A 22487-nucleotide genomic window follows, 5' to 3' on the forward strand; every position below is an offset into this window, starting at 1 on the left:
GCGTGCGTCGATCGCTTCGGCGACCACTTCGCGGTCGTCGAAGGGGATCACCTCGCCTGAAACGTACTGGCCCTGCTCGTGACCCTTGCCTGCTACGACGATCACGTCGCCGCGCCCGGCCCGGGCGATCGCCAGGCCGATGGCGGCCGCGCGGTCGGGCTCAATGATCACATGAGCGCGGTCGTGCTGCGGAACGCGGAGCGCTCCCTCCATCATCGTCGCGAGGATGGCCAGTGGATCCTCCGAGCGCGGATTGTCGCTCGTGAAAATGGCCACATCCGCCAGCTCGGCGGAGATCTCCCCCATGACGGGCCGTTTGCCCTTGTCGCGGTCGCCGCCGCAGCCGAGCACGATCGTCAGCTTGCCTTCGGTGACCGTACGCAGCGAGCGCAGCACCGACTCCACCGCGCCCGGCTTGTGCGAGTAGTCCACGACGGCCTGGAAGTCGTCCTGGGCGCCCGTGACGCGCTGCATGCGCCCCGGCACCCCGGTGAGGGACCCGACGCCGTGCACGGCCGTGTGCAGCGGCACCCCGGCCTCGACGAGCGTGACGATCGCGCCCAGCGCGTTGGCCACGTTGAACGGGCCGGGCAGCGCCACGCTCGCGTCGGCCTCCACCCCGCCGGGCCCGACCACGCGGAACGTGCTGCCGTCGGAGCCCAGCCTGGCCTCCACCGCCCGCCACTCCGCCTCCGGGTCGCCCAGCGCCGAGAACGTGGTCATCGGCACCTTCGCCAGGTCGAGCAGCTCGCGGCCGTAACGGTCGTCGAGGTTCGTCACCCCGACGCGGCTCAGCTCCGGCTGGAACAGCTTCGCCTTCGTCGCGAAGTACTCCTCGAAGGACTTGTGGAAGTCGAGGTGGTCCTGCGACAGGTTCGTGAACAGGGCCACGTCGTAGTAGATGCCGTCGACCCGGCCCAGCGCGAGCGCGTGGCTGGAGACCTCCATGGCGGCCGCCGTGACGCCCTCCTCGCGCATCAGCGCGAACAGGCCGTGCAGGTCGCTGGCCTCCGGCGTGGTCAGCGTGGGCTGGAAGCGCAGGTCTCCCACGTGGATCTCGACGCCGCCCACCAGGCCCGCCCGGTGCCCGGCCGCCCGCAGGCCCGCCTCCAGCATGAACGTGGTGGTGGACTTGCCGCTGGTGCCCGTGACACCGAGGACCTGGATGTCGTGGGCCGGCTGCCCGTACACCCAGGACGAGATCTGCCCGAGCAGGGCGCGCGGGTCGGGCACGATGAGCACGGGCAGCCCGGTGGCCACGGCCGCGTCGCGACCGGCGCGGTCGGTGAGCACGGCCACCGCGCCGCGCGCCATCGCGTCGGCGGCGAACGTGGCGCCGTGCACCCGGTTGCCGGGCAGCGCGACGTACAGGTCACCGCGTCTGACGTTACGGCTGTCGATGGTGACGCCGGTCAGCGCGGCATGAGGCGACCTCGAAGTGCCCGAATCGGCGTCGAGCATGGTCGCGAGCCCGGTCAGCGGGCGTGGCGGGCTGGTCGTGGGACGCATAGACGACGGGGGACGCACGGCGAGAGCGTACCTTCCCTGGTCACTGTCCGGCGCGCGTACGCACCGTCGGCGCGGCGGAGCCTGTGGGAGGAATCTTCTTGCTCTTGATGGCGAACGTCATCACATCCTTGAACACGGGGGCCGCCAACTGCCCGCCGAAGTGGCCTTTCTTCGGGTTCTGCAGCACCGACAGCACCACCAGCCGCGGCTTGTCGGCCGGCGCGAACCCCACGAACGAGGCCGTGTAACCGTCGTAACGGCCGAGCTCGGCATCGTAGCGGTTGGCCGTGCCCGTCTTGCCCGCCACCCGGTAACCGTCGATGGCGGCGAGCTGGCCCGTGCCCTCCTCGCCCACCGCGCTCTCCAGCATCGTCGCGATCTCCTTGGCCGTCGTCTCGCTCACCACTCTGGTCTGCTTACCGGCAGCGGCCGGGACGAACCTGCCCGAGGCGTCCGTCGTGCCCGCCACGATCTGCGGCTCGATCTTCACGCCGCCGTTGGCGATCGTCTGGTAGACGCTGGCCATCTGCAACGCCGTCACCGAGACGCCCTGCCCGTAGGCGACCGTACAGCTCTGGCTGCCCGACCACTTGCGGTAGTCGGGCAGCAGGCCCGCCTCCGCGCCCGGCACGCCGCCGCCCGGCGCCGTGCCGAAGCCGAACGCCTTCAGCATCTCGTACAGCTTCTGGCTGCCGACCTTGCGCGCCGCCATGACCGTGGCCACGTTGCTCGACTGCGCCATCGCCTGGCGGAACGTCAGCGCCTCCACCTTGTGCGCGTGGGCGTCACGCAGCACCTGGTCATAGCACTTGATGCTGTCGGGCACCTGGTACACCGTGTCGGGCGTCACCACCCTGGCCTCCAGCGCGGCGGCGGCGGTGATCACCTTGTTGGTGCTGCCCGGCTCGAACACGTCGGCGGCGGCCTTGTTGATGTAGCGCGACTCGGGGGCCTTGCGCCAGTTGTTCAGGTCGAGCTCGGGGGCGTTGGCCATGGCGATGATCTGCGCCGTCTGCACGTCCATGACGATCACGGTGCCGCTGTCGGCCTCGGACTTCCGCACCTCTTCCGCGATCGACTTCTGGGCCGCCCACTGGATGTCGCGGTCGATCGTCAGGCGCACGTCCTGGCCGTCCACCGGCGCGGTGCGCTGGCTGCTCGTCATCGGGATACGCTGGCCGTCGCGCCCGGTCTCCACGCGCTGCTCGCCGTCGCGCCCGGCCAGCAGCGAGTTCTTCGCCTGCTCCATGCCGCCCAGGCCGTTGCCCTCGTCGCCGACGAACCCGATCAGGCTGCCCGCCAGGTCGCCCGCGGGATACAACCGCTTGTACGTCTTCTTCGCCGACAGCGCGGGCAACTCGCGAGCCTGCAGCAGCCGGGTGGCCACCACGGGATCGACGTCTCTGGCCAGGAGCTGGTAGTGGGTGCCGGTCTTGGCCAGCTTGGCGTTGATCTCCTGCTCGTCCTTGCCGAGCTGCTGCGCCAGGATCTTGGCGATCTTCGGACGCACCGCGGCCGGCACCTTCGTCGGGTCGACCGACACCTCGCGGGCCTCCACCGTCACCGCCAGGTCGTGGCCGTTGACGTCGGTGATCGAGCCGCGCTTGGCCGGGATCGTCTCCGTGTGCTGGCGCTGGTCGGCCGCGGCGGCCTCGTACACCTTGGAGTCGAGACCCTGCATCTGGATCAGGCGGCCCGCGAAGATCGACAGGACGAACGTCATGCCGATCAGGCCGAAGTTGATCCGCCTGCGCGGGCTGCCCAGCCGCAGCACCAGCGGCGGGCGCGGCGGCTTGGGCGGCGGCCTGCGCGGGCCGCGCGGCGGCGGGACGTCGCCGCCCCTGCGCGCCGCCCGCTCGCGCGCCTCCCCGCCGGCGCGCCCGGCCTCCGGCCTGGTCCGCCCCGCCTCCGGCCTGGTCCGTCCCGGCTCCGGCCGCTCCCGGACGGGCTCCCGCCGCGCCCCGCGCGCTCCGGCACCCGCGGCTCCCGCGCCCACCGGCCCGGCACCGCGGCTCCCGGCACCACCGGCCGCGGCACCGCGACTCCCGGTGCCGCCGGAAGCGGCACCGCGGCCTCCAGCACCGCCGGACGCCGCACCGCGAGCGCCAGCGCCACCGGACGCGGCGCCTCGTGCACCGCCTGGGGCGGCCCCACGGCCTCCAGCGCCGGAGGCCGGGCCGCGTGAACCGGCCGGCCGGTCGTCCGCCCTGTCGCCCGCCCGATCGCCTGAACGGCCGCGCCCCCGCTCGTCGCGCCCCTGCACGCGACCCTTGAGCCGCTCGGCGTCCTCACGCCCCTGGGCGCCCCGCCCGCGCGGGCCGTCGCCGTCGTCGCGGGGCCGCTTGCGGGCGCCGTCGGCCGGCTCCTGCCGGGACCGGCCCCGCACGTCGTCACCACGCTCGCGCCCCGAACGGCCGCGCGGGCCGGGGGCGTCGTCACCCCGGTCGCGCCGCGCCCGGCCGCGCACCTCGTCGCCGGAGTCACGCCCGGAACGGCCGCGGGCGTCGTCGCCGGAGTCGCGGCCGGTGCGGCCGGTGCGGTCGGTGCGGTCGCGGTCCTCGTCGCGGCCGAACGCGTCGGGCCCGAACGGCAGGTCGAGGGGGTCGCGCGGGCGTCGCGGCGGGTTCTCCGGCGACGCCGGACGCCCAGTGCCATCAGATCGGGTGCCGTCAGATCGGGAGGCGCCTCCTTGGCGCCCCGTCCGGCCCGGGCCTCCCGGCGTACGACGAGCGGCGCCGGGCCCTCCTTGAGAGCCGGCGCCGCCAGCGCCGCGGCCGGGACCCTGCCCCCTGCCGCCTGATTCCCTCACCGCTCCGTGTCCACCTGGCTAGCCTGGTCGCCCGCGCTGCTCCAGCTGTTGACCTCGTCCCAGTCGCGGTTGTAGCCCTGCTTCTCGGCGAGGTCGGCGATGTTCTCGGGCTGCGTCTTGAGCTGGTACTTCTGGTCGATCTGCTCGTTCTGCAGGCGTGCTTCCGCGATCTCCTGGCGCAGAGTGGCGTCGGTGATGGCGTCCTTGGCGAGCATGGTGTTGAGCAGCAGCAGGCTCACCAGGCCGCCGCAGAGGAGCCCGACGACGAGCAGCACGAACGGCGCCCGCTGCCGGCGCGCGGGACGGCGCCGCGGCGCGGGACGGCCCGGCCCTGCCTCGGCATGCGGGCGCCCGCCCACCGGCCGCCGGCTCGCGGCCTGGCCGCGCACCCGCTCGACGAGCGGCGTGCCGCGGCCCTTGCTGCGCACCCGCTCAGCGGCCGGCGCCTCACGACCGGCGGCACCGCCGGCGCGCGCGGGCGCCGTGCCGCTCGCGTCACCGCGAACGTCAGCGCGAACGTCACCGCGGGCGCGCTCGCCGGCCGGCCGTCTCCCTGCGGCGTCGGCGCGGGCCTGCTCGGCGGCCGAGCGCTTGGCCTCGGGCTCGTGCCGGGTGTCGGGACGGGGACGCGGCTTGGGCTGTTGCGTGGTCGCCGAGCGGCGCGTGCCCGTCTTGGGCACGGTGCGGCGGCCGGGCGTGCCCTTGCCGGTCTCCTGCTCAGTCGTCAACACGGATCCTCTCTGCCGCCCGTAGCCGGGCCGAGGCCGCCCGCGGGTTGCGGGCGAGCTCTTCGTCGCTTGGGAGCTCCGCTCCCCTCGTCAGCAGGCGGAACCTTGGCTGGTGAGCCGGTAGCGGGACGGGCAGCCCGGGGGGGCTGGTGTCCCTGGTTCGCGCCGTGAGGGCCTGCTTGGTGAGCCGGTCCTCGAGTGAGTGGTAGGAGAGCACGACGACTCTCCCGCCGAGCACGAGCGCGTCGAGTGCCGCGGGCAGCGCCGCCTCCAGGGCGGACAGCTCCGCGTTCACCTCGATGCGCAGTGCCTGGAAAGTGCGTTTGGCGGGGTTTCCCCCGGTGCGCCGGGTCGCGGCGGGGATGGCGTCGCGGACGATGTCCGCCAGCCGCTTCGTCGACGTTATTGCCTCTTTGGCGCGTTCCTTGATGATCAGGCCCGCGACACGCGGGGCGAATCTCTCCTCGCCGTAGTCGCGCAGGATGCGGGTCAGCTCCGCGGCGCTGTAGGTGTTGACGACCTGCTCGGCGGTCAGCTCTTGGGAGGTGTCCATGCGCATGTCGAGCGGCGCGTCGTAGGAGTAGGCGAACCCGCGCTCGGCCTCGTCGAGCTGCGGGGAGGAGACGCCGAGGTCGAACAGGGCGCCGTCGATCGCGGTGCGGCCGGTGCGGGCGAGCACGTCGGCCAGGTCGGCGGAGGAGGCGTGGACCAGCGTGGTGCGCTCAGCGTAGGGGGCGAGCCTGCGGGTGGAGAAGTCGATGGCGAAAGGGTCGCGGTCGATGCCGATCAGGTGCAGCGACGGGTAGGCGGCGAGCAGGGCCTCGGAGTGGCCGCCGAGCCCGAGGTTGGCGTCGACGACGACGGGTGCGGGCCCGGAGAGTGCGGGGCCGAGCAGCTCCAGAACGCGCTCGAGCATCACCGGAACGTGACCGCCGATGCCGGCGTCGTCACTCATCTCCAACCCCCCTCTCGCGTCCTTGCTCGCGGATGACGCGTTCATCGATCGTTCGCCGGTCCTTTCCTGGGTCCCCACCCGGAGCCGCCCGGCCAGGTCCCCATCCGCACCCTCTTCGTGGACGCCTGCCATCTGACACCGGGGAAGGTGCATCAGCTGGCAGACAGTGGTTGCGGGTGGAGACCTCGCCGAACGACATCACCGACGGATCGACCGTGGTCACTACAAGATCCCTGGCAGCACCTCCTCCGACAGCTCGGAAAACGCCTGCTCCTGCTCACTGAGATAGGTGTCCCAGGCCTGTGCGTCCCAGATCTCCAGCCGGGTGTTGGCCCCGATGACGACGCAGTCACGCTCCAGCCCCGCGTATTGGCGCAGGCTCTGCGGGATCGTGATGCGTCCTTGCTTGTCTGGTTTCTCGTCGGACGCGCTGGCGAAGAAGACGCGGCTGTAGTCACGCACCGCCTTGGCGGTGACCGGGGCGGTGCTGAGAGCCTCGGTAATGCGCTGGAACTCCTCCACGGGAAACACGTAGAGGCATCGCTCCTGGCCTTTGGTGATCACAAGACCCTCCGCCAGCTCCTCACGGTACTTAGCCGGCAGGAACAGCCGTCCCTTGTCGTCCAGACGCGGTTGATGGGTGCCGAGGAACATCGGCCCCACCTCCCGTGCCTCGTGAAGCGCTCAGCGCTGGTGCACCGGGCTCTCCACTGCGCACCACCATACTCCACTTCTCCCCACCGTCAACTGATTCGAACCGTCTTCATCATCGGTTTCCGTTGCGTTACCGCAGGTCAGAGCGGTGGCGTGGGGTGGGGGGCGGTGGGCGGGCGGCCAACCCTCATGGGCGTGTCGAGGGTTGCGAACCCCGTGGAAATAGGGGCTACGGGCACGGTGGAGGCTGCGAGTGGGGGAAAGTGGGGCGCCCGGTGGGGGTGTAGCGGGCGGCACAGTGTCACTGGATTCGCACTGCTATGCCACAAGAACAGGAACTTTGCCGGTGTTCGCTGGAATATCCGCAAATGTCGCTCAAGAACCCGCAGCGTCGTAGGGTCGTACACACAATGGAAAAGGAATGGCATGGCTCCCGCAAAGGCACCGTACCGGGACAGCCGTCGCACTTCTCATGGAGGCCTGGTGGCAGTAACCCATGACGTCCCTCCCCAGCTCGACGAGCTGGTCTCCACAGCCCACCGGATTCGGCAGGCCATCGAATCGGTGATCGAGGGCAAGAGCGACGCCGTCCGCCTCACCCTGACCGTCTTGCTCGCGGAGGGCCACCTCCTGATCGAGGACGTGCCGGGCGTCGGCAAGACGATGCTGGCCAAGGCACTCGCCCGCTCGATCGACTGCCCGGTGCGCCGGGTGCAGTTCACCCCCGACCTGCTGCCCAGCGACATCACCGGGGTGAGCGCCTACAACCAGCAGACGCGCGAGTTCGAGTTCAAGCCCGGGCCCGTCTTCGCCAACATCGTCGTCGGTGACGAGATCAACCGTGCCTCCCCCAAGACGCAGTCCGCGTTGCTGGAGTGCATGGAGGAGCACCAGGTGACGGTGGACGGACGCACCTATCAGCTCGACGCGCCGTTCATGGTGATCGCCACCCAGAACCCGATCGAGATGGAGGGCACCTATCCCCTTCCCGAGGCGCAGCGCGACCGCTTCACCGCGCGCGTCGCGATGGGCTACCCCGAGCCGACCGCCGAGCTGGAGATGCTCGACGTGCACGGCGGCACCTCGCCGCTCGACAAGCTCGAGCCGGTGGCGACGACGGCCGAGGTGCGCGCCCTGATCGAGGCCGTGCGCGGCGTCTACGTCTCGCAGGCGGTCAAGAAGTACGCCATCGACCTCGTCGTGGCCACCCGCCACTCCCCCGACCTGCGGCTGGGCGCCTCTCCCCGGTCCACGCTGCAGCTCGTACGGGCCGCGCGGGCGCACGCGGCGCTGGCGGGCCGCGACTACGTCATCCCCGACGACCTCCAGGACCTGGCCATCCCCGTGCTGGCCCACCGGCTCCTGCCGAGTGTCGAGGCCCAGGGGCAGCGGCGCCTGCCGGAGCAGGTGGTGACGGATCTGGTCAGGCGCGTCCCGGTGCCGGAGACCCGCTCCTCATGAGAGCCGGACTCAAGGCGCTGACGTCCAGGGGCAGATCGTTCCTGGCCTCCGGGATCGCGGCGCTGCTCATGGCGTTCCTGCTGGGCGAGAACGACCTGTTCAGGATCGGCGTCCTGGTGACGGCGCTGCCGCTGCTGGCCGCGATGGTGGTGGCGCGCACCCGCTACCGGCTGAGCTGCGCCCGGCGCCTGGACCCGCCGAGGGCCGAGGTGGGCGGAGAGGCCACCGTGACCCTGCGGCTGGAGAACGTCACGAGACTTCCCACGGGGCTGCTGCTCATCGAGGACACGGTGCCGTACGCGCTGGGCGTGCGGCCCCGGTTCGTCCTGGACCGGGTCGAGCCGCGCGGCGTGCGGGAGATCGACTACCGGGTCCGCTCGGACCTGCGCGGCCGGTACACGATCGGCCCGCTGTCCATCCGCATCGCCGACCCGTTCGGGCTGGTGGAGCTGACCCGCTCGTTCACGATCAGCGACACGCTGGTGGTGACGCCGCACGTGGCGGCGCTGCCGCACGTGCGGCTGTCGGGTGAGTGGACGGGCGGCGGCGACAGCAGGACCAGGAGCGTCGCGGCGGCCGGCGACGACGACGTGGCGCCGCGCGAGTACCGGCAGGGCGACGACCTGCGGCGGGTGCACTGGCGCTCGACGGCCCGCTACGGCGAGCTGATGGTGCGCCGCGAGGAGCAGCAGTGGCAGAGCCGCGGCGCGCTCCTGCTGGACACGCGCCGGCACGCGCACCGCGGCGAGGGCCCGCGCTCGTCGTTCGAGGTGGCCGTCTCGGCCGCGGCCTCGATCGGCGTGCACCTCGCCCACGAGGGCCTCGGCCTGCGGCTGGTCACCGACCAGGGCGCCGAGCACCTGACCGACTCGGGCCTGAGCTACTCGCTGCTCGACACCCTCGCCGTGGTCCGGCACAGCCCGGCCCGCTCCCTGGAGATGGGCATCTCGGCGCTGCGCTCGGGCGGTGGCGACGGCCTGATCGTGGCGGTGCTGGGCGCGATGGACGCCGACGAGGCCAGGGAGCTGGCGCGGCTGCGGCACAGCGGCATCACCGCCGTGGCCGTCCTGCTCGACGTCAGCACGTGGGAGAGCCGCGACCGGGCCGCCGAGGAGAACCACCTGGCCGTGCAGACCGTGCTGGCCGGCTACGGCTGGCGCATCGTGCGGCTGCCCGCCGGCACCTCGATCGCCTCCGTGTGGCAGGACGCCGCCAACCGCGGCAGGTACGCGCTCAACCCCGCCGGAGGAGCGGCATGAGACTGACGATCGCCGCCGGGGTGGCCTCGTTCACCGCGGCGTTCCTGCTCTCCCCGCTCTTCCAGGGCGGCGGCTGGTTCTGGACGTCGCTCGGCGTCGTGCTGGCCGTGGTGGCGGCGGGCCTGGTGAGCAGCCGCCTGTCGCTGCCGGCGTGGGCGGCGCCGCTGCTGGGGCTGGCCGCGACGTGGATCTTCCTGACCCTGTCCTTCGCCTCCGACAAGGCGTGGGCGCTGGTGGTGCCCACGAAGTCCTCGGTGGTGGAGCTGGGCAGGCTGCTCGGCGTCGGCTGGGCCGACATCCAGCGCTTCGCGGCCCCCGTACCGGAGACCGAGGGGATCACGCTGCTCACGGCGGGCGGCGTGGCGCTGATCGCGATCGCCGTGGACCTGCTCGCCGCGCGGGTGCGGCGAGCGGCTCTGTCGGGGCTGCCGCTGCTGGCGCTGGCGACGGTGCCGGCCACGATCCTGTCCGAGCCGATCAGCTGGTGGGCGTTCATCGTGGCCGCGCTCGGCTTCATCAGCCTGCTGATCGCCGACGGGCGCGAGCGGGTGGGCCACTGGGGCCGCGCGGTGCTGGTGCGCCGCACCCGCCAGGCCACTTCGAGTACGCCGTCCGCGGCCCGGACCGCCGCCGACACCAGCGGGCTGCGGCTGTCGGGCAAGCGCATCGGGTTCGCCGCGATCCTGCTGGCCGTGCTGCTGCCGGCGGCGCTGCCGGCGATGGAGCCGGTGTCGTTCTTCACGTTCGGCGTGGGCGGGCGCGGCTCGGGCCCGGGCAACTCGATCAGCATCCCCAACCCGATCGCCAACCTGAAGGGCCAGCTCGACCTGCCGGAGCGGCGGGTGGTGCTGACCTACGCCAACAACGACAACAAGCCCCGCTACCTGCGCATCTACGCGCTGGACACGTTCGACGGCCAGCAGTTCGGCATGACGCAGCCGAAGGGCGCGCCGCAGAACAGGACGGAGAACGGCCCGCTGCCCGAGCCTCCGGGACTCGGCCCCGAGCCGAAGATCAACAACGTCGTCACGAACATCAGGATCAGCGACGAGATCGCGCGGCTGCGGTTCCTGCCGCTGCCGTACCCGCCACGGGAGATCAGGGTGGACGGCGACTGGCGGGCCGACGTGGACACGCTAATGGTCTTCTCCACCCGCGAGGAGGCCGCCGGCCTCGAGTACGAGGTGGCCACCAGCGAGCCCGAGCCAACCGTGGACCTGCTCGACTCCCTCGACGGCATCCGCCCCGAGGTGGACCCGCGCTTCCTCACCCTGCCGGAGGACCTGCCGCAGGAGGTCAAGGACCTGGCGGAGGAGGTCACGGCGGGCGCCACCACCACCTACGACGCGGCGCTGAAGCTGCAGGAGTTCTTCACCAAGCCCGGCAACTTCCAGTACGACCTGCACACCCAGGGGCACAGCAGCTCCGCGCTGCGCGACTTCCTGATCCGTGACCGGGTCGGCTACTGCGAGCAGTTCGCCGCGTCGATGGCGGTGCTGGCCAGGCAGGTGGGCATCCCGTCGCGGGTGGCGATCGGCTACACGGGCGGCGTGCAGGTCGGCGATCGGTGGGAGGTGGGCACGAACGACTCCCACTCGTGGCCGGAGCTGTACTTCGAGGGAGTGGGCTGGCTGCCGTTCGAGCCGACCCCGTCGGGGGCGGCCGGGCAGGGCAGCGCGCGCGTGCCCGTGTACGCGCAGCCGCGGCCGGTGGAGACGACCGGGACGAGCAGCACGCCGACGCCGGGGGCGAGCAGCTCCTCCGCCGACGAGCCGCAGAGCCCGACGGCCCGGCGCAACATCCGCGAGCTGGACCGCGAGGGCACGGTCGCGACCGGCACGCTGCCGCCCGACGACTCGATGCCGCTGATCGCCAAGATCGGGATCGGGCTGGCGGCGCTGCTGCTCCTCCTGCTGATCCCGGCGGCCGCGCGGCTGGTGACCAGGAGCCGGCGGGTCCGCGGCCTCGGCCGGAAGGTGTCGGAGCCGTCCGACGAGCTGACGGCCAGGATGGTCTCGGGCCGCGGCCGGCTCACGGTCGCGGCCGCGTGGGCGGAGCTGGACGACGTGCTGTACGACTACGGCATGGCCCGCGAGACCAGCGAGACCCCGAGGGCGCTGGCCCGGCGGCTGACCCAGCAGTACGAGCTCGACGCCGAGTCGGCGGCGGCCCTGTCGGCCATCGCCTCGGCCGTGGAGCGGGTGCTGTTCGCCCGGGACCCGGGCCGGATCGAGCCGATGAGCAAGGACCTGCGCAAGGTGCGGCAGGCACTGGCGGCCACGGTGTCACGCGGCAGGCGGGTACGGGCGGTGCTGCTGCCCCCGTCGACGCTGCGCCGGCTGCGGCTCCTGGGCGAGCGGCTGCTCGACGGCTTCGACCTGCTGGAGACGATCAGGCTGCGGCGGACGGCGGCCCAGAAGGGCGGCTGAGCCGCGGGAACGCGTGCGCGGGTGACCATCGCCCGCGCACGCGGGGGGCGCCTGCGATGTAGCTGCGAACACGCCGAAGTCGCTGGGAACACCCGAAGCCGCTGGGAACACCCGAAGCCGCTGGGAACACACCGACCGCACATGCGGCCGTCCCCGGAAAGGGGGGCGGCCGCATGTGCGGTCGTGCTTCGTTCAGCGCTCGTCGTGACGACGGCGCCAGCGCTCTTCCATGCGCTCCATGAAACTGCCCCGGTTGCCCCTGCGGGCCTGCTTGCCCGGAGGAGGTGCCGTGCCTGAGGCGGGGGCGGTGTCACCGAACCCATTCATCTTTTTCCAGCTGGACAGGCCCCACAGACACGCGGCGAGCATGACCACGAAACCGCCGACGCCGAGCGGGATCAGGGCAGCGCCACTCGACACCACGCCGACCATCATGATCACGACGCCGAGGGCAAAGCCGATGGAGGCTTTGATCAGGCGACGCTTGTAATGGCTGCGCGGGTCACTGATCCTTACGGTGTTGGCCCACTTCGGGTCCTCGGCGTAGAGGGCCTGCTCGATCTGGTCGAGCAAGCGCTGCTCGTGCTCAGAGAGCGGCACGGCGCCTCCCAAGGACGGCCCCAGGACGGGGAAGACGGCAACGGACGACACGGGGTGTCCGAACCTCGCGGTCGGTTATCCCCAGAATACGAGGCTGTAGACGTAGGCGAAAGCAAACGTCCAACGCAGACCAAACCGGAGGTGACGTCATGGCTCTATTGTGGCCCATCTCGCCCCCCTCTCCCCAAAATCCTGACACGGGCGCCCCCAGCATGTCCGGACATCGAACGTCATGTCTCTATTTCATCAAGCTTGCCACGTACTAGCGACGCCGGGAGCACCGCATCGGGCCCGAATCTCCGGATCGCCTTGTCCATGGCCTGCTCCGCCTCGCGCCACCCGGTCTCCTTCTCCCCCAGGGCGAGCTGGCGGGTGGCTTCGTCGGCCGGCCGGAGATTCTCCATCCGGACCCCCACCAGGCGCAGCCGCACCCGGTCGAGGCCGGCCGCCTCGAACAGCTCGCAGGCGGTGGCGTAAATCACCTGGGCCACGTCGGTCGGCTCACGCAGCGTGCGCGAGCGGTTGATCGTGGTGAAATCGGCTCGGCGAAGCTTCACACTTACAGTTCTTCCCACGTGACCGGCCTTACGCATGCGGGCCGCCACCCGCTCCGACAGGCGCAGCAGCTCCCGCTTGATCACATCGGGGTCGTCGACGTCGGCCGCGAACGTCTCTTCGTTGCCGATGCTCTTGTCGGGCACGTGGGCGGTGACGGGCCGCTCGTCACGCCCCCAGGCCAGCGCCGCCAGGTGGGCCCCCACGGCCTGCCCCAGCTCCCGCTGCAGCGTGCTGGACGGCACTCTGGCCAGATCTCCGACCGTGCGGATGCCCAGGCGTACCAGGGACTGCTCGGTGCGCTCACCGACCCCCCACAGGGCCGAGACGGGCAGTGGATGGAGGAAGTCGACGACCTGGTCGGCGGGCACCACCAGCAGGCCGTCGGGCTTGCACTGCTTGGACGCGAGTTTTGCCACGAATTTGCTGCTCGCCACGCCCACGGAGCACGTGATGCCGTAGCGGTCGAGCACCTGCTCCCTGATCATCGCGGCCACGGTGGCGGGCGGGCCCAGCCGCCGCCGCGCGCCGCCGACGTCGAGGAACGCCTCGTCGGAGGCGATCGGCTCGACCAGCGGGGTGATCGAGTGGAAGATCTCCATGACGCCCTTGGAGACCTCGGAGTATTTGCCGTGGCTGGGCGGGATGATCGTGGCCTGGGGGCACAGCCGGCGCGCCCTGCTCATCGGCATCGCCGAGTGCACGCCGAAGGCCCTGGCCTCGTAGGTGGCGCTGAGCACGACGCCGCGCCCGGCGGGCGAGCCCACGATCACCGGGCGGCCGCGCAGCTCGGGACGGTCGAGCAGCTCGACGCTGGCGAAGAACGCGTCCATGTCGACGTGGAGGATCGGGCAGCCGCTGTCATCGACCCCGGTCCGCGGAGCGGGGCCGATGCCGGTGATCTGCTTGCGAGACACGCCTTCGAGTCTATCCGAACAGGCGTTCTACACCGAGGGGGGTCAGCACAGATCTTCCTCAGTTGCGGTGGCCGAGCACGTGGAGCTGCGTGGCGATGTCACGCAGCACGGGATGGGTCGCGGCGGCCTGCTCCAGCGCCACCAGCGACTCGGCGGCGCCCGGCTCGCCGTCGACGAGCCTGCTGGGCACCAGGTCGGCGAAGACGCGCACGCCGTGGATCGCGCCGACCGTGAACCCGGTCGCGGTCAGCAGCTCGACGAGCGTGTCGGCGGCGAAACGCCTCGGCGTCGGGTCGCGGTCGCCCCACGTGCCGCTCGGATCGTCGAGCACCGCCCTGGCCTCGTCGAACTGCCCCGACAGCGCCCGGTGGATGGCGCTGCCGACGGGGTTGGCGGCCAGCACGCTGACGGCCCCGCCCCTGCGCAGCAGGCCGGCGACCGCGGTCAGCGCGCTGATCGGGTCTTCGACGTACTCCAGGACGCTGTGGCACAGCACCAGGTCGGCGGCGTCGCGGCTGAGCAGCTCGCCCAGGTCGGCGGCGTCGCCCTGCAGCCCGCGCACGCTCACGCCCTGCTCCTTGGCCCGGCGCTCCAGCGCGGCCAGCGAGTCGGGGCTCGGGTCGACGACGGTGACGGCGTGGCCAAGCGCGGCCAGCGGCACGGCGAAACCCCCGGTGCCGCCGCCGGCGTCGACGATGTCGAGCGACTCCCGGCCGGTGGCCGCCGTGCGCTCGGCCAGCATGGTCCGCAACGCGTCCCAGACGACGGCGGTGCGGACCGCCGGGGTCCTCGTGGTGACGCCTTCAGCACGCAACGTCGGCTCGCCTCTCTCCCCGCGAAAGTGTGCACGGCCCGAAGGTGCACGTCGCGAACGGCTCTCTTCGTGGTCGGGCCCCAGCCTACGCCGTACGCGGGAGCTCCCGCTCCCCACCGCCGATACCCGTCCCCGGCGAATCGCGCATCGGCCCCCGGACATGGAAAAGGGCGCGTCGCGGCTGGTGACGCGCCACTTTCCCGTACGGTCTCACTCCGGCCACACGGTCAGGCCCCCGCCCGGGCTGCGGGTGCGGTGCCCGACCGCGCGACATTACACGTCCCTCGCCTCGCGGGCCATGGTGTGGGCCGGCGTGGTGAGAACGTACCCCGAACGCGCGGCCCCGGCCCCCGAACCCGAGAACAGAAAGGGTGTCTAAAGGGTGAGGCTTGGCTTGAGTTGTTTGAAGCGGGCCAGCAGGCCGTTCACGAACTGCGGCGACTCGTCGGTCGACAGCTCCCCCGCCAGGTGCACCCACTCGCTGATGACCACGCCCTCGGGCACGCCCGGCATCCAGAGCAGCTCGTACGTGCCGCCGCGCAGCAGGTTGCGGTCGACCGCGGGCATCCGGTCGAGTGTCCAGCCCTCGGCGTAGGTGGTGATCAGCTCGTCGATGCGCGCGTGGTGGCGGGCGACGCCCTCGACGATGGTCGAGGTGTACTCGTTCACCGGCGGCTCCTGCCGCTCCACGCGCTCGGCGAGGATCTTCAGCGGATCCTCGCCGCGCAGCTCGGCCTCGAACAGGATGTCGAGCGCTCGCCTGCGTGCTTTGCCCCGTGCCGACACCTCAGGCCCGGCCGAGGTATTCGCCGCTGCGGGTGTCGACCTTGACCTTCTCGCCGGTGGTGATGAACAGCGGCACCTTGATCTCGGCGCCGGTCTCCAGCGTGGCGGGCTTGGTGCCGCCGGTGGAGCGGTCGCCCTGCAGGCCGGGCTCGGTCTCGGCGATCAGCAGCTCGACGGCGGCGGGCAGGTCGACGTACAGTGCGGAGCCCTCGTTGAAGGCGACGGTGGCCAGAGTGTTCTCCAGCATGTAGTTGGCGGCGCTGCCCACCGTGGCGCTGGGCACGTTGACCATGTCGTAGGTCTCGGTGTCCATGAAGACGAAGTCGTCGCCGTCCTTGTACGAGAACTGCATCTCGCGCTTGTCGACGTTGGCCACCTCGACCTTCACGCCGGCGTTGAAGGTCTTGTCGACGACCTTGCCCGACAGGACGTTCTTGAGCTTGGTGCGCACGAACGCGCCGCCCTTGCCCGGCTTGACGTGCTGGAACTCGACAACGCTCCAGAGCTCACCGCCCTCGAGCTTCAGCACCATGCCGTTCTTGAGGTCGTTGGTCGTCGCCACTCGTTCTTCTCCCGGGTGCGGCCGCTCTAAAGGACGAGCAGCTCCTTGGTCGTCTTCGTGAAAAGTTCCGGCCCGCCCTCACGTGTCACGAGGGTGTCCTCGATCCGGACGCCGCCCCGGCCCGGAAGGTAGACCCCAGGCTCGACGGTGATCGGAACTCGATCCTCTAGTCTACCGGTCCGCGAAGGGCCCAGGAACGGCTCCTCGTGGATCTCCAGCCCCACCCCGTGGCCGAGACCATGCCTGAAGTGCGCTCCGTGGCCGGCGTCCTCGATGACGGAGCGGGCGGCCGCGTCCACCTCGCCGGCGCTCGCGCCGGGGGCGAGGGCGTGCCTGCCCGCCCGCTGCGCGGCGGCGACCAGCTCGTACACCTCGCGCTGCCAGGCGGCGGGCGGGCCGAGGCTGACCGTCCTGGTCATGTCGGCGTGGTAGCCCTGGTAGCGGGCGCCGAAGTCCATGGTGACCAGGTCCCCCGCGCGCAGCTCCCGCGCGGTGGGGGCGTGGTGCGGCACCGCGCCGTTCTCGCCCGCCGCCACGATCGTGTCGAACGCGGGCTTGTCGGCGCCCAGCTCCGTCATCCGGCGGTCGAGCAGGCCGGCCAGCTCGCGCTCGGTCATCCCCGGCGCGATCTTCGGGGCGACGTCGGCGAAGGCCCGGTCGGTGATCTCGCAGGCGGTACGGATCAGCTCCAGCTCGCCCTCGTCCTTGACCGCCCGCAGCAGCTCCACCACCGGCCCCAGCGGCGCGAGCCCCTCCCCCAGCCGGTGGTAGGCCGCCACGCTCATGCTCGCGGCCTCGATCCCGGCGCCCGGCTCCTTCAGCCGGCCCGCCACGTCCGCCGCCTCGACCGACGGCACGTCCAGCTCGCGGGCCGCCCCGATGTAGCGGTTGTCGGTGGCCAGCAGCGCCGTGCCGTCCGCCCTGACCAGGACGGCGGCGTTCGAGCTGGCCAGGCCGGTGAGGTAGCGGACGTTGACGGGGGAGGTGACCAGCAGGGCGTGGACCTCGTGGGCGGGCAGCAGCCCGGCGAGCCGCTCCCGGCGCGCCGCGTAGTCGAAGGTCATCCGCCCAATGTACGGCTCACGCCGCTCTCGTCACCATCGCCCGGGATGCCGCTGATTGTCCGCTCACGGAAGGTCAGGCAGCCACCTGATGTCCGCTCACGGAAGGTCAGGCAGCCACCTGATGTCCGCTCACGGAAGGTCAGGCAGCCACCTGATGTCGGCTCACGGGAGATCGGGCAGCCGCCACTCCCGCAGGAACTCCGCGGCCGGGCCCGTCGGGTCCATCTCGCCCTTCTCCTGCGCCTTGGCCAGGTCGCGGTAGACGCCGGAGATCTGGTCGAGGGTTGGGCCGACCTGGCCCTCGTCGAACTTCCTGGCCGCCTTGCGGAGCTTGTCCCGGGCCTTGCCCGCGACCTTGGGGTCGATGCCGCCCATGCTCTGCTGCGCCATCAGCGCCTCGTCGAACTCCTGGAGCCACTTGGCGTACCCGCCGGGCGGGATCGCGTCGCCCAGGGTGGCCTTGGGGAGCGAGGTCTCGCGCAGGAAGTCCGGCTCCTCCTCGGTCTCGGTCGGCTCGGTCTCAGGGGTCGGGCCGATGGTGGAGGTCTGCGGCAGGATGCTGGGCTCCGGAGTCGGCGTGGTGGCCTCGGCGGTCGGCGTGCTCACCGCGACCGGCGGCTCCTCGCGCGCGCCCGCCCACATCACCATGCCGACGGTCACGGCCGCGATGGCGACGACGGCGATGCCGAGCTGAATGATCAGCTTGCGGTTCGGGGGCGAGGGCCGCTCCGGCTCCAGGTCACCGGCCTGGAAGACCGCCGTGTCCCCGGCCCTGGGCGGGCCGCCCGGCCCGGCGAAGGCGCCGGCCTGGAAGACCTCCGTCGCGCCGCCCGCGGAGTCCCCGCCCGCGCCGGCCCCGGGGCGCGCGCCCTCGCCGCCCGGGGTGAGGCCGGGGTCGCGCAGGTTGACGCCGGTCACCGGCGCCGCGGCCTGGCCCGGCTTGGGCCGGGCGATGGCGGCCAGCGCCCGGCGGATGGCCTCGCCGCTGCCGGGCCGCCGCGCCGGGTCCTCGGCGAGCATGGCCAGCACCAGCCGGTCCAGCTCGGCCGGTACCTCCGGCCTGATCGCACTGGGCGGAACAGGCGTCCCCCGCCCGGCGCCCTCCTGCTCCCGCCCGGCGCCCTCCTGCTCCCGCCCGGGGCCCTCCTGCCCTTGGGCGGTGGCGTCGCCGTTCTCGAAGGGTGGCCGGCCGCACAGCAGCTCGTAACACACGCACCCGAGCGCGTACACGTCCCCAGGCGCCCGCGCCGGCTCGCCGGCCGCCCGTTCGGGCGCCACGTACCGGCTCCCGGCGGGCGCGGGCTCGCGCTCGTCCATCGCGAACCCGACGACCTTGAGCACGCCACTACTGGCCTGGCGGAAGCTGTCCGGCCCGACGCGTCCGTGCACCACCCCGGCCCGGTGGGCGGCGTCCAGGCCGGCCGCCGCCTGCCCGATCAGGTCGCACACCTCGACGATCCGCAGGGGCCCGCGCGCGGCCAGCTCCTCGCCGAGGCTGAGCCCGGTGAGGAACTCCATGACGAGGAAGGGCGCCCCTTCGTGCTCGCCGACGTCGAGGACCATGGCCACGTTCGGGTGGATCACCCTGGCGACGGCCTGGGCGTGCTGCCTGAGCACCTCCCGGGTGGCGGCCCCGGCCGCCCGCGCGCCGAGCACCTTCACGGCCACGACCCAGTCGGCCCGCGTGTCGTACCCGCGCCACACCTCGCCCATCGGCCCGCTGCCGATGCGCTCGTCAAGCCGGTACCGGTCAGCGACCAATGACGGCGCACGCTCCGTCCCGTCGGACATATCCCCGCCAAATACTCGAAAATCAGGATTTCCGACCCACCATAGGGCCCTCACACCCCCACCCGTCGCACCTTCGCACCGCACCACCCTCGACATAACGACTTTCGATATTTACGATTATCGTTATGTCTACTCGCTGGATCCTCCGGCTCGAGGTGGTGCTGAGCGTCGCCCTGACCCTCAGCGTCCTCGGCACCGTGGCCGCTCTCATCGGGAACTTCGTGATCGCCTTCGTCGGCAACGCACGCGGCATCGGCATCCCGTTACAGGTCTTCGACGTCCCTTCCACGGGGATGGCGGCCGGCGGCGCCGTCGTCGAGGACGTCAGCGCCGAGGTGACGGTCCGTCCCCAGGGCGCCTCGCCGGTGGCCGGCCTGCTCTACCTGCTGATGTGGGCGCCGGGCACGGTGACGGGCCTGCTGGCGCTGTTCACGGTCGTGCGCGCGCTGGGCAGGGCCAGGTCGGGCGATCGCGCGCTGTTCTCCACGGTCACGGCCGGCCACCTGCGCAGGCTGGGCTGGATCCTCATCGCCGGCTCGATCGTGTCGGCGGTGCTCGACTCGGCGGCGCAGGTCATGCTCGCCTCCATGCTGCTGACGGAGAGCCGGCCGTTCTACCCGCCGTCGGGCGAGGTGGTCGGCGGGGTCGTGGCAGGGCTGGTGGCGCTCGGCGTGTCGGAGATCGTCCGCCGGGGCCTGGTCCTGCTCGAAGAGGTCGAGGCCACGATCTGATGGCCGAGCCCGTCATCAGGGTGCGGCTGGACGAGCTGCTCAAGGAGCGCGGCATGACGCTCACCGAGTTGTCGCACCGCGTGGAGATCACCGTGGTCAACCTGTCGATACTGAAGAACGGCCATGCCAAGGCCGTGCGCTTCTCCACGCTGGCCCGCCTGTGCGAGGCGCTGGGCTGCCAGCCGGGAGACCTGCTGACGTACGAATGAAAGAAGGGGGGCGGCCGGAGCCACCCCCCTCATGTCAGCGCCTCGTCAGGCCGTGGCGGGCTCGGGCACGCGCCGCACGGGCGCGCTGTCGAGCGGCTGCGGCGGCGCGTTGAAGGTCGCCGTGTCCAGGCGGCCCTCGGAGCGCGCCACGAGCACCGGCACCACCATCTGGCCGGTCACGTTGGTCGCGGTGCGGATCATGTCGAGGATCGGGTCGATGGCCAGCAGCAGGCCGACACCCTCCAGCGGCAGGCCCAGGGTGCTGAGCGTGAGCGTCAGCATGACGGTGGCGCCGGTCAGCCCGGCCGTGGCGGCGGAGCCGACCACCGAGACGAACGCGATCAGCAGGTAGTCGCCGAAGCCGAGCGGCACCCCGAACACCTGGGCCACGAAGATCGCGGCCAGCGCCGGGTACACCGAGGCGCAGCCGTCCATCTTGGTGGTGGCGCCGAACGGCACCGCGAACGAGGCGTAGTCGCGGTCCACGCCGTTGCGCTCGACCGTGACCCGCTGGGTCAGCGGCAGCGTGCCGACGGAGGAGCGGGAGACGAAGGCCAGCTCGATGGCGGGCCAGGCGTTGCGGAAGAACGTGACGGGGCTGACCTTGCCCCACACGGCCAGCAGCGTCGGGTACACGGCCAGCAGCACGATGAAGCAGCCGATGTAGACGCCGGCGCTGAACTTGGCCAGCGGCGCCAGCAGCTCCCACCCGTAGGTGGACACGGCCTTGCCGATGAGCCCCGCGGTGCCGATGGGCGCCAGGCGGATGACCCACCACAGGGCCTTCTGCACCAGCTCCAGCACGGAGCGGGCGAGGTTCAGGAACGGCTCGGCCTTCTCGCCGACGGCCATGGCCGCCGCGCCGAGGACGACTCCCAGGAACACGATCTGGAGGACGTTGACCTCGGTGAAGGCCGTCACGACGTTGGTCGGCAGGATGCCGGTGACGAAGTCGAGCCAGGTGCCCTGCGTGTCGGTGGCCTTGGCGGCGGCGGTGTCGAGGGTGACGCCCTGGCCGGGGTTGATGAGCAGGCCGAGCCCGATGGCCAGCGACACCGACACGAACGCCGTGATCAGGAACCACATCAGCGTCTTGGAGGCGAGCCGGGCGGCGCCGTTGACGTTGCGCAGGTTGGCGACGCTGACCAGCACGGCGGTGAAGACCAGCGGCGGCACGGCCAGCTTCAGGAGCTGGACGAAGAGCGAGCCGACCTGCTTGAGCGTCTCAGCGAGCCAGGCGACGTCCCAGACCTTGGCGGCGAAGCCCAGGGCGATGCCGACGACGAGGCCCAGCAGAAGTTGCAGGGAAAAGGAGAATCTCTTCACGGATGAGGAAGCCTTCGCGAGAAGGGCATGCCGGAGCGGGCATGCCTGGTGAGGGGTGGACGGAAAGAGCCGTCAGCTACAGAGCGAGCCGTGCAGCCGGCACAGATCGATGTGCAGCCGCTCGACGAGCCACACGAACACCAGGGAAAACCTCACGGAGGACCACAACAGCGGTGAAAAGCCCCACATTCCCCGCAAACCGGGTGATCTACCTCACTACGCGGCAAACTCCTTGATCTTCTCGATCAGCCGGAGCCGCTCCTCGTGCGTCCCGGCGATCGGCGTCACGTTCAGGGTCGTCACGCCCGACTCCTTCATCGCCTGCACCCGGTCGCGCACGTAGCCCTCGCTGCCGATCAGCGACATCTTCTCCAGCAGCTCAGCCGGCACCTGCGCGGCCGCCTCGTCCTTCTTGCCCGCCAGGTAGAGGTCCTGGATCAGCTCGGCCTCCTTCTCGTAGCCGTAGCGCCGGGCCAGGTCGTTGTAGAAGTTCTTGCCACGGGCGCCCATGCCGCCGATGTAGAGGGCCGCCATCGGCCGCCCGAACTCCAGCAGCCCGGCCACGTCGTCGCCGATCGCCAGGCTGGCCTGAGCGATCACGTCGAGCTCGCCCAGCTCGGGGTCACGCCTGGCCTTGCCGGCGGCCAGCGCGGGGCCCCAGACGTCGGCGGCCTTCTCCGGCACGTAGAAGATCGGCTCCCAGCCCTCGGCCAGCTCGGCGGTCAGCTCGACGTTCTTGGGGCCGATGGCGGCCACCACGATGGGGATGCGCGGGCGTACCGGGTGGTTGATGATCTTCAGGGGCTTGCCCAGGCCGGTGCCCTGGCCGGCGGGCAGCGGCACCGTGTAGTGGCGGCCCTCGTACTGGACGCGCTCGCGCCGCCAGACCTGGCGGCAGATCTCGATGACCTCCCTGGTACGCGCGAGCGGCGCGGTGTACGGCACCCCGTGGAAGCCCTCGATCACCTGCGGCCCCGACGCGCCGATGCCGAGCGTGAACCGCCCGTCGGAGACGTAGTCGAGACCGGCGGCCGTCATCGCCAGCAGCGTCGGCGTGCGCGAGTAGATCGGCAGGATGCCCGAGGCGATCTGCACCCGCTCGGTCTTGGCCGCGATGTACCCCATCTGGCTGACGGCGTCGAAGCTGTAGGCCTCGGCCACGAACACGATGTCGAGCCCGGCCTTCTCGTAGTCGGCCAGCTCGGCCACGGACTCCTTGAAACCACCCGAGTACTTGAGTGCCATTCCGATGCGCATGCCGGGCTCCCGCTGGACCGAATGTTGTTCTGTTGCGACTCGGACATGCTATCGCGTCGGTGTCGCGGGCA

At 71.6% G+C, this 22487-nt stretch carries 19 protein-coding genes; 5 read left to right on the forward strand and 14 right to left on the reverse strand.

Annotated features, from left to right (window positions below; translation table 11 throughout):
• From HCN51_RS52760 to mraZ, 5 genes are all read right to left on the reverse strand, one after another.
• On the reverse strand, nucleotides 1–1509 hold a 1509-nt coding region (locus HCN51_RS52760; RefSeq protein WP_168021188.1), incomplete at its 3' end, for a UDP-N-acetylmuramoyl-L-alanyl-D-glutamate--2,6-diaminopimelate ligase.
• 40 nt (nucleotides 1510–1549) lie between these two features.
• Nucleotides 1550–3283 carry a peptidoglycan D,D-transpeptidase FtsI family protein gene (locus HCN51_RS52765; protein WP_487353037.1) on the reverse strand — a complete coding sequence of 578 codons (1734 nt, stop codon included), beginning with the start codon at nucleotides 3281–3283 and terminating at the stop codon, nucleotides 1550–1552.
• Between the two features lie 1031 nt (nucleotides 3284–4314).
• Entirely contained in the window at nucleotides 4315–5046 is a 732-nt protein-coding gene (locus tag HCN51_RS52770) for a hypothetical protein (RefSeq protein WP_168021186.1), read from the reverse strand.
• Nucleotides 5036–6001 (reverse strand): 16S rRNA (cytosine(1402)-N(4))-methyltransferase RsmH, encoded by a 966-nt coding sequence (rsmH, locus tag HCN51_RS52775; RefSeq protein WP_168021220.1) that lies wholly within the window; start codon nucleotides 5999–6001, stop codon nucleotides 5036–5038. Before rsmH ends, HCN51_RS52770 begins: the two co-directional genes overlap by 11 nt.
• 222 nt (nucleotides 6002–6223) lie before the next feature.
• Nucleotides 6224–6655 (reverse strand): division/cell wall cluster transcriptional repressor MraZ, encoded by a 432-nt coding sequence (gene mraZ / locus HCN51_RS52780; RefSeq protein WP_080041066.1) that lies wholly within the window; start codon nucleotides 6653–6655, stop codon nucleotides 6224–6226.
• 426 nt (nucleotides 6656–7081) lie between these two features.
• On the opposite strand from mraZ, the gene HCN51_RS52785 reads away from it, so the two are divergent.
• The 3 genes from HCN51_RS52785 to HCN51_RS52795 are packed head-to-tail and all read left to right on the forward strand — an operon-like array spanning nucleotide 7082 to nucleotide 11804.
• A complete protein-coding gene (locus tag HCN51_RS52785; protein WP_428981584.1) occupies nucleotides 7082–8116 on the forward strand; it encodes an AAA family ATPase in 1035 nt (344 codons plus the stop codon).
• Nucleotides 8113–9375, forward strand: coding sequence for a DUF58 domain-containing protein (locus HCN51_RS52790; RefSeq protein ID WP_080041068.1), 1263 nt, complete (start codon nucleotides 8113–8115; stop codon nucleotides 9373–9375). Before HCN51_RS52785 ends, HCN51_RS52790 begins: the two co-directional genes overlap by 4 nt.
• Entirely contained in the window at nucleotides 9372–11804 is a 2433-nt protein-coding gene (locus HCN51_RS52795; RefSeq protein ID WP_168021224.1) for a transglutaminase TgpA family protein, read from the forward strand. Before HCN51_RS52790 ends, HCN51_RS52795 begins: the two co-directional genes overlap by 4 nt.
• A 192-nt stretch (nucleotides 11805–11996) precedes the next feature.
• Here HCN51_RS52795 and HCN51_RS52800 read toward each other — a convergent pair whose 3' ends face one another.
• The 7 genes from HCN51_RS52800 to HCN51_RS52830 form a co-directional block, all read right to left on the reverse strand.
• Complete coding sequence (locus tag HCN51_RS52800; protein WP_080047032.1) at nucleotides 11997–12404, reverse strand: DUF3040 domain-containing protein; 408 nt, start codon at nucleotides 12402–12404, stop codon at nucleotides 11997–11999.
• A gap of 230 nt (nucleotides 12405–12634) precedes the next feature.
• Nucleotides 12635–13876, reverse strand: coding sequence for a DNA polymerase IV (locus tag HCN51_RS52805; RefSeq protein ID WP_080041070.1), 1242 nt, complete (start codon nucleotides 13874–13876; stop codon nucleotides 12635–12637).
• Between the two features lie 58 nt (nucleotides 13877–13934).
• Nucleotides 13935–14618, reverse strand: coding sequence for a methyltransferase domain-containing protein (locus tag HCN51_RS52810; protein ID WP_168021316.1), 684 nt, complete (start codon nucleotides 14616–14618; stop codon nucleotides 13935–13937).
• Nucleotides 14619–15065: 447 nt separating this feature from the next.
• Nucleotides 15066–15476: a transcription antitermination factor NusB gene (gene nusB / locus HCN51_RS52815; protein WP_080041071.1), complete on the reverse strand. Its 411-nt coding sequence runs from the start codon at nucleotides 15474–15476 to the stop codon at nucleotides 15066–15068.
• Nucleotide 15477: 1 nt separating this feature from the next.
• Nucleotides 15478–16038, reverse strand: a complete 561-nt coding sequence (efp, locus tag HCN51_RS52820; RefSeq protein WP_168021226.1) for an elongation factor P — start codon at nucleotides 16036–16038, stop codon at nucleotides 15478–15480.
• Between the two features lie 26 nt (nucleotides 16039–16064).
• Nucleotides 16065–17102, reverse strand: coding sequence for a M24 family metallopeptidase (locus HCN51_RS52825; RefSeq protein ID WP_168021228.1), 1038 nt, complete (start codon nucleotides 17100–17102; stop codon nucleotides 16065–16067).
• A 162-nt stretch (nucleotides 17103–17264) separates the two neighbouring features.
• Nucleotides 17265–18863 (reverse strand): serine/threonine-protein kinase, encoded by a 1599-nt coding sequence (locus tag HCN51_RS52830; RefSeq protein ID WP_168021237.1) that lies wholly within the window; start codon nucleotides 18861–18863, stop codon nucleotides 17265–17267.
• A 155-nt stretch (nucleotides 18864–19018) separates the two neighbouring features.
• On the opposite strand from HCN51_RS52830, the gene HCN51_RS52835 reads away from it, so the two are divergent.
• Both HCN51_RS52835 and HCN51_RS52840 read left to right on the forward strand, forming a co-directional pair.
• The gene (locus tag HCN51_RS52835; RefSeq protein WP_168021239.1) at nucleotides 19019–19624 is read left to right on the forward strand and encodes a DUF2975 domain-containing protein; all 606 of its coding nucleotides are present in this window, start codon (nucleotides 19019–19021) and stop codon (nucleotides 19622–19624) included.
• The gene (locus tag HCN51_RS52840) at nucleotides 19624–19833 is read left to right on the forward strand and encodes a helix-turn-helix domain-containing protein (protein WP_080041076.1); all 210 of its coding nucleotides are present in this window, start codon (nucleotides 19624–19626) and stop codon (nucleotides 19831–19833) included. Before HCN51_RS52835 ends, HCN51_RS52840 begins: the two co-directional genes overlap by 1 nt.
• A gap of 45 nt (nucleotides 19834–19878) precedes the next feature.
• Here the strand turns inward: HCN51_RS52840 and HCN51_RS52845 are convergent, their stop codons facing one another.
• The gene (locus HCN51_RS52845; RefSeq protein ID WP_168021241.1) at nucleotides 19879–21159 is read right to left on the reverse strand and encodes a cation:dicarboxylate symporter family transporter; all 1281 of its coding nucleotides are present in this window, start codon (nucleotides 21157–21159) and stop codon (nucleotides 19879–19881) included.
• A gap of 216 nt (nucleotides 21160–21375) precedes the next feature.
• Nucleotides 21376–22416, reverse strand: a complete 1041-nt coding sequence (locus tag HCN51_RS52850) for an LLM class F420-dependent oxidoreductase (protein WP_168021243.1) — start codon at nucleotides 22414–22416, stop codon at nucleotides 21376–21378.
• Between the last annotated feature and the right edge of the window lie 71 nt (nucleotides 22417–22487).

This window comes from Nonomuraea composti (assembly GCF_012034275.1).
Taxonomy (GTDB): Bacteria; Actinomycetota; Actinomycetes; order Streptosporangiales; family Streptosporangiaceae; genus Nonomuraea; species Nonomuraea composti.

Excerpts from the sequence above, each read along its gene's own strand:
- HCN51_RS52790 (WP_080041068.1), top strand. The coding sequence starts at position 8,113 with ATGAGAGCCGGACTCAAGGCGCTGACGTCCAGGGGCAGATCGTTCCTG.
- HCN51_RS52840 (WP_080041076.1), top strand. The coding sequence starts at position 19,624 with ATGGCCGAGCCCGTCATCAGGGTGCGGCTGGACGAGCTGCTCAAGGAG.
- HCN51_RS52810 (WP_168021316.1), bottom strand. The coding sequence starts at position 14,618 with ATGCTGGCCGAGCGCACGGCGGCCACCGGCCGGGAGTCGCTCGACATC.
- rsmH (WP_168021220.1), bottom strand. The coding sequence starts at position 6,001 with ATGAGTGACGACGCCGGCATCGGCGGTCACGTTCCGGTGATGCTCGAG.
- mraZ (WP_080041066.1), bottom strand. The coding sequence starts at position 6,655 with ATGTTCCTCGGCACCCATCAACCGCGTCTGGACGACAAGGGACGGCTG.
- HCN51_RS52825 (WP_168021228.1), bottom strand. The coding sequence starts at position 17,102 with ATGACCTTCGACTACGCGGCGCGCCGGGAGCGGCTCGCCGGGCTGCTG.
- HCN51_RS52795 (WP_168021224.1), top strand. The coding sequence starts at position 9,372 with ATGAGACTGACGATCGCCGCCGGGGTGGCCTCGTTCACCGCGGCGTTC.
- HCN51_RS52835 (WP_168021239.1), top strand. The coding sequence starts at position 19,019 with ATGTCTACTCGCTGGATCCTCCGGCTCGAGGTGGTGCTGAGCGTCGCC.
- HCN51_RS52850 (WP_168021243.1), bottom strand. The coding sequence starts at position 22,416 with ATGCGCATCGGAATGGCACTCAAGTACTCGGGTGGTTTCAAGGAGTCC.
- HCN51_RS52785 (WP_428981584.1), top strand. The coding sequence starts at position 7,082 with ATGGCTCCCGCAAAGGCACCGTACCGGGACAGCCGTCGCACTTCTCAT.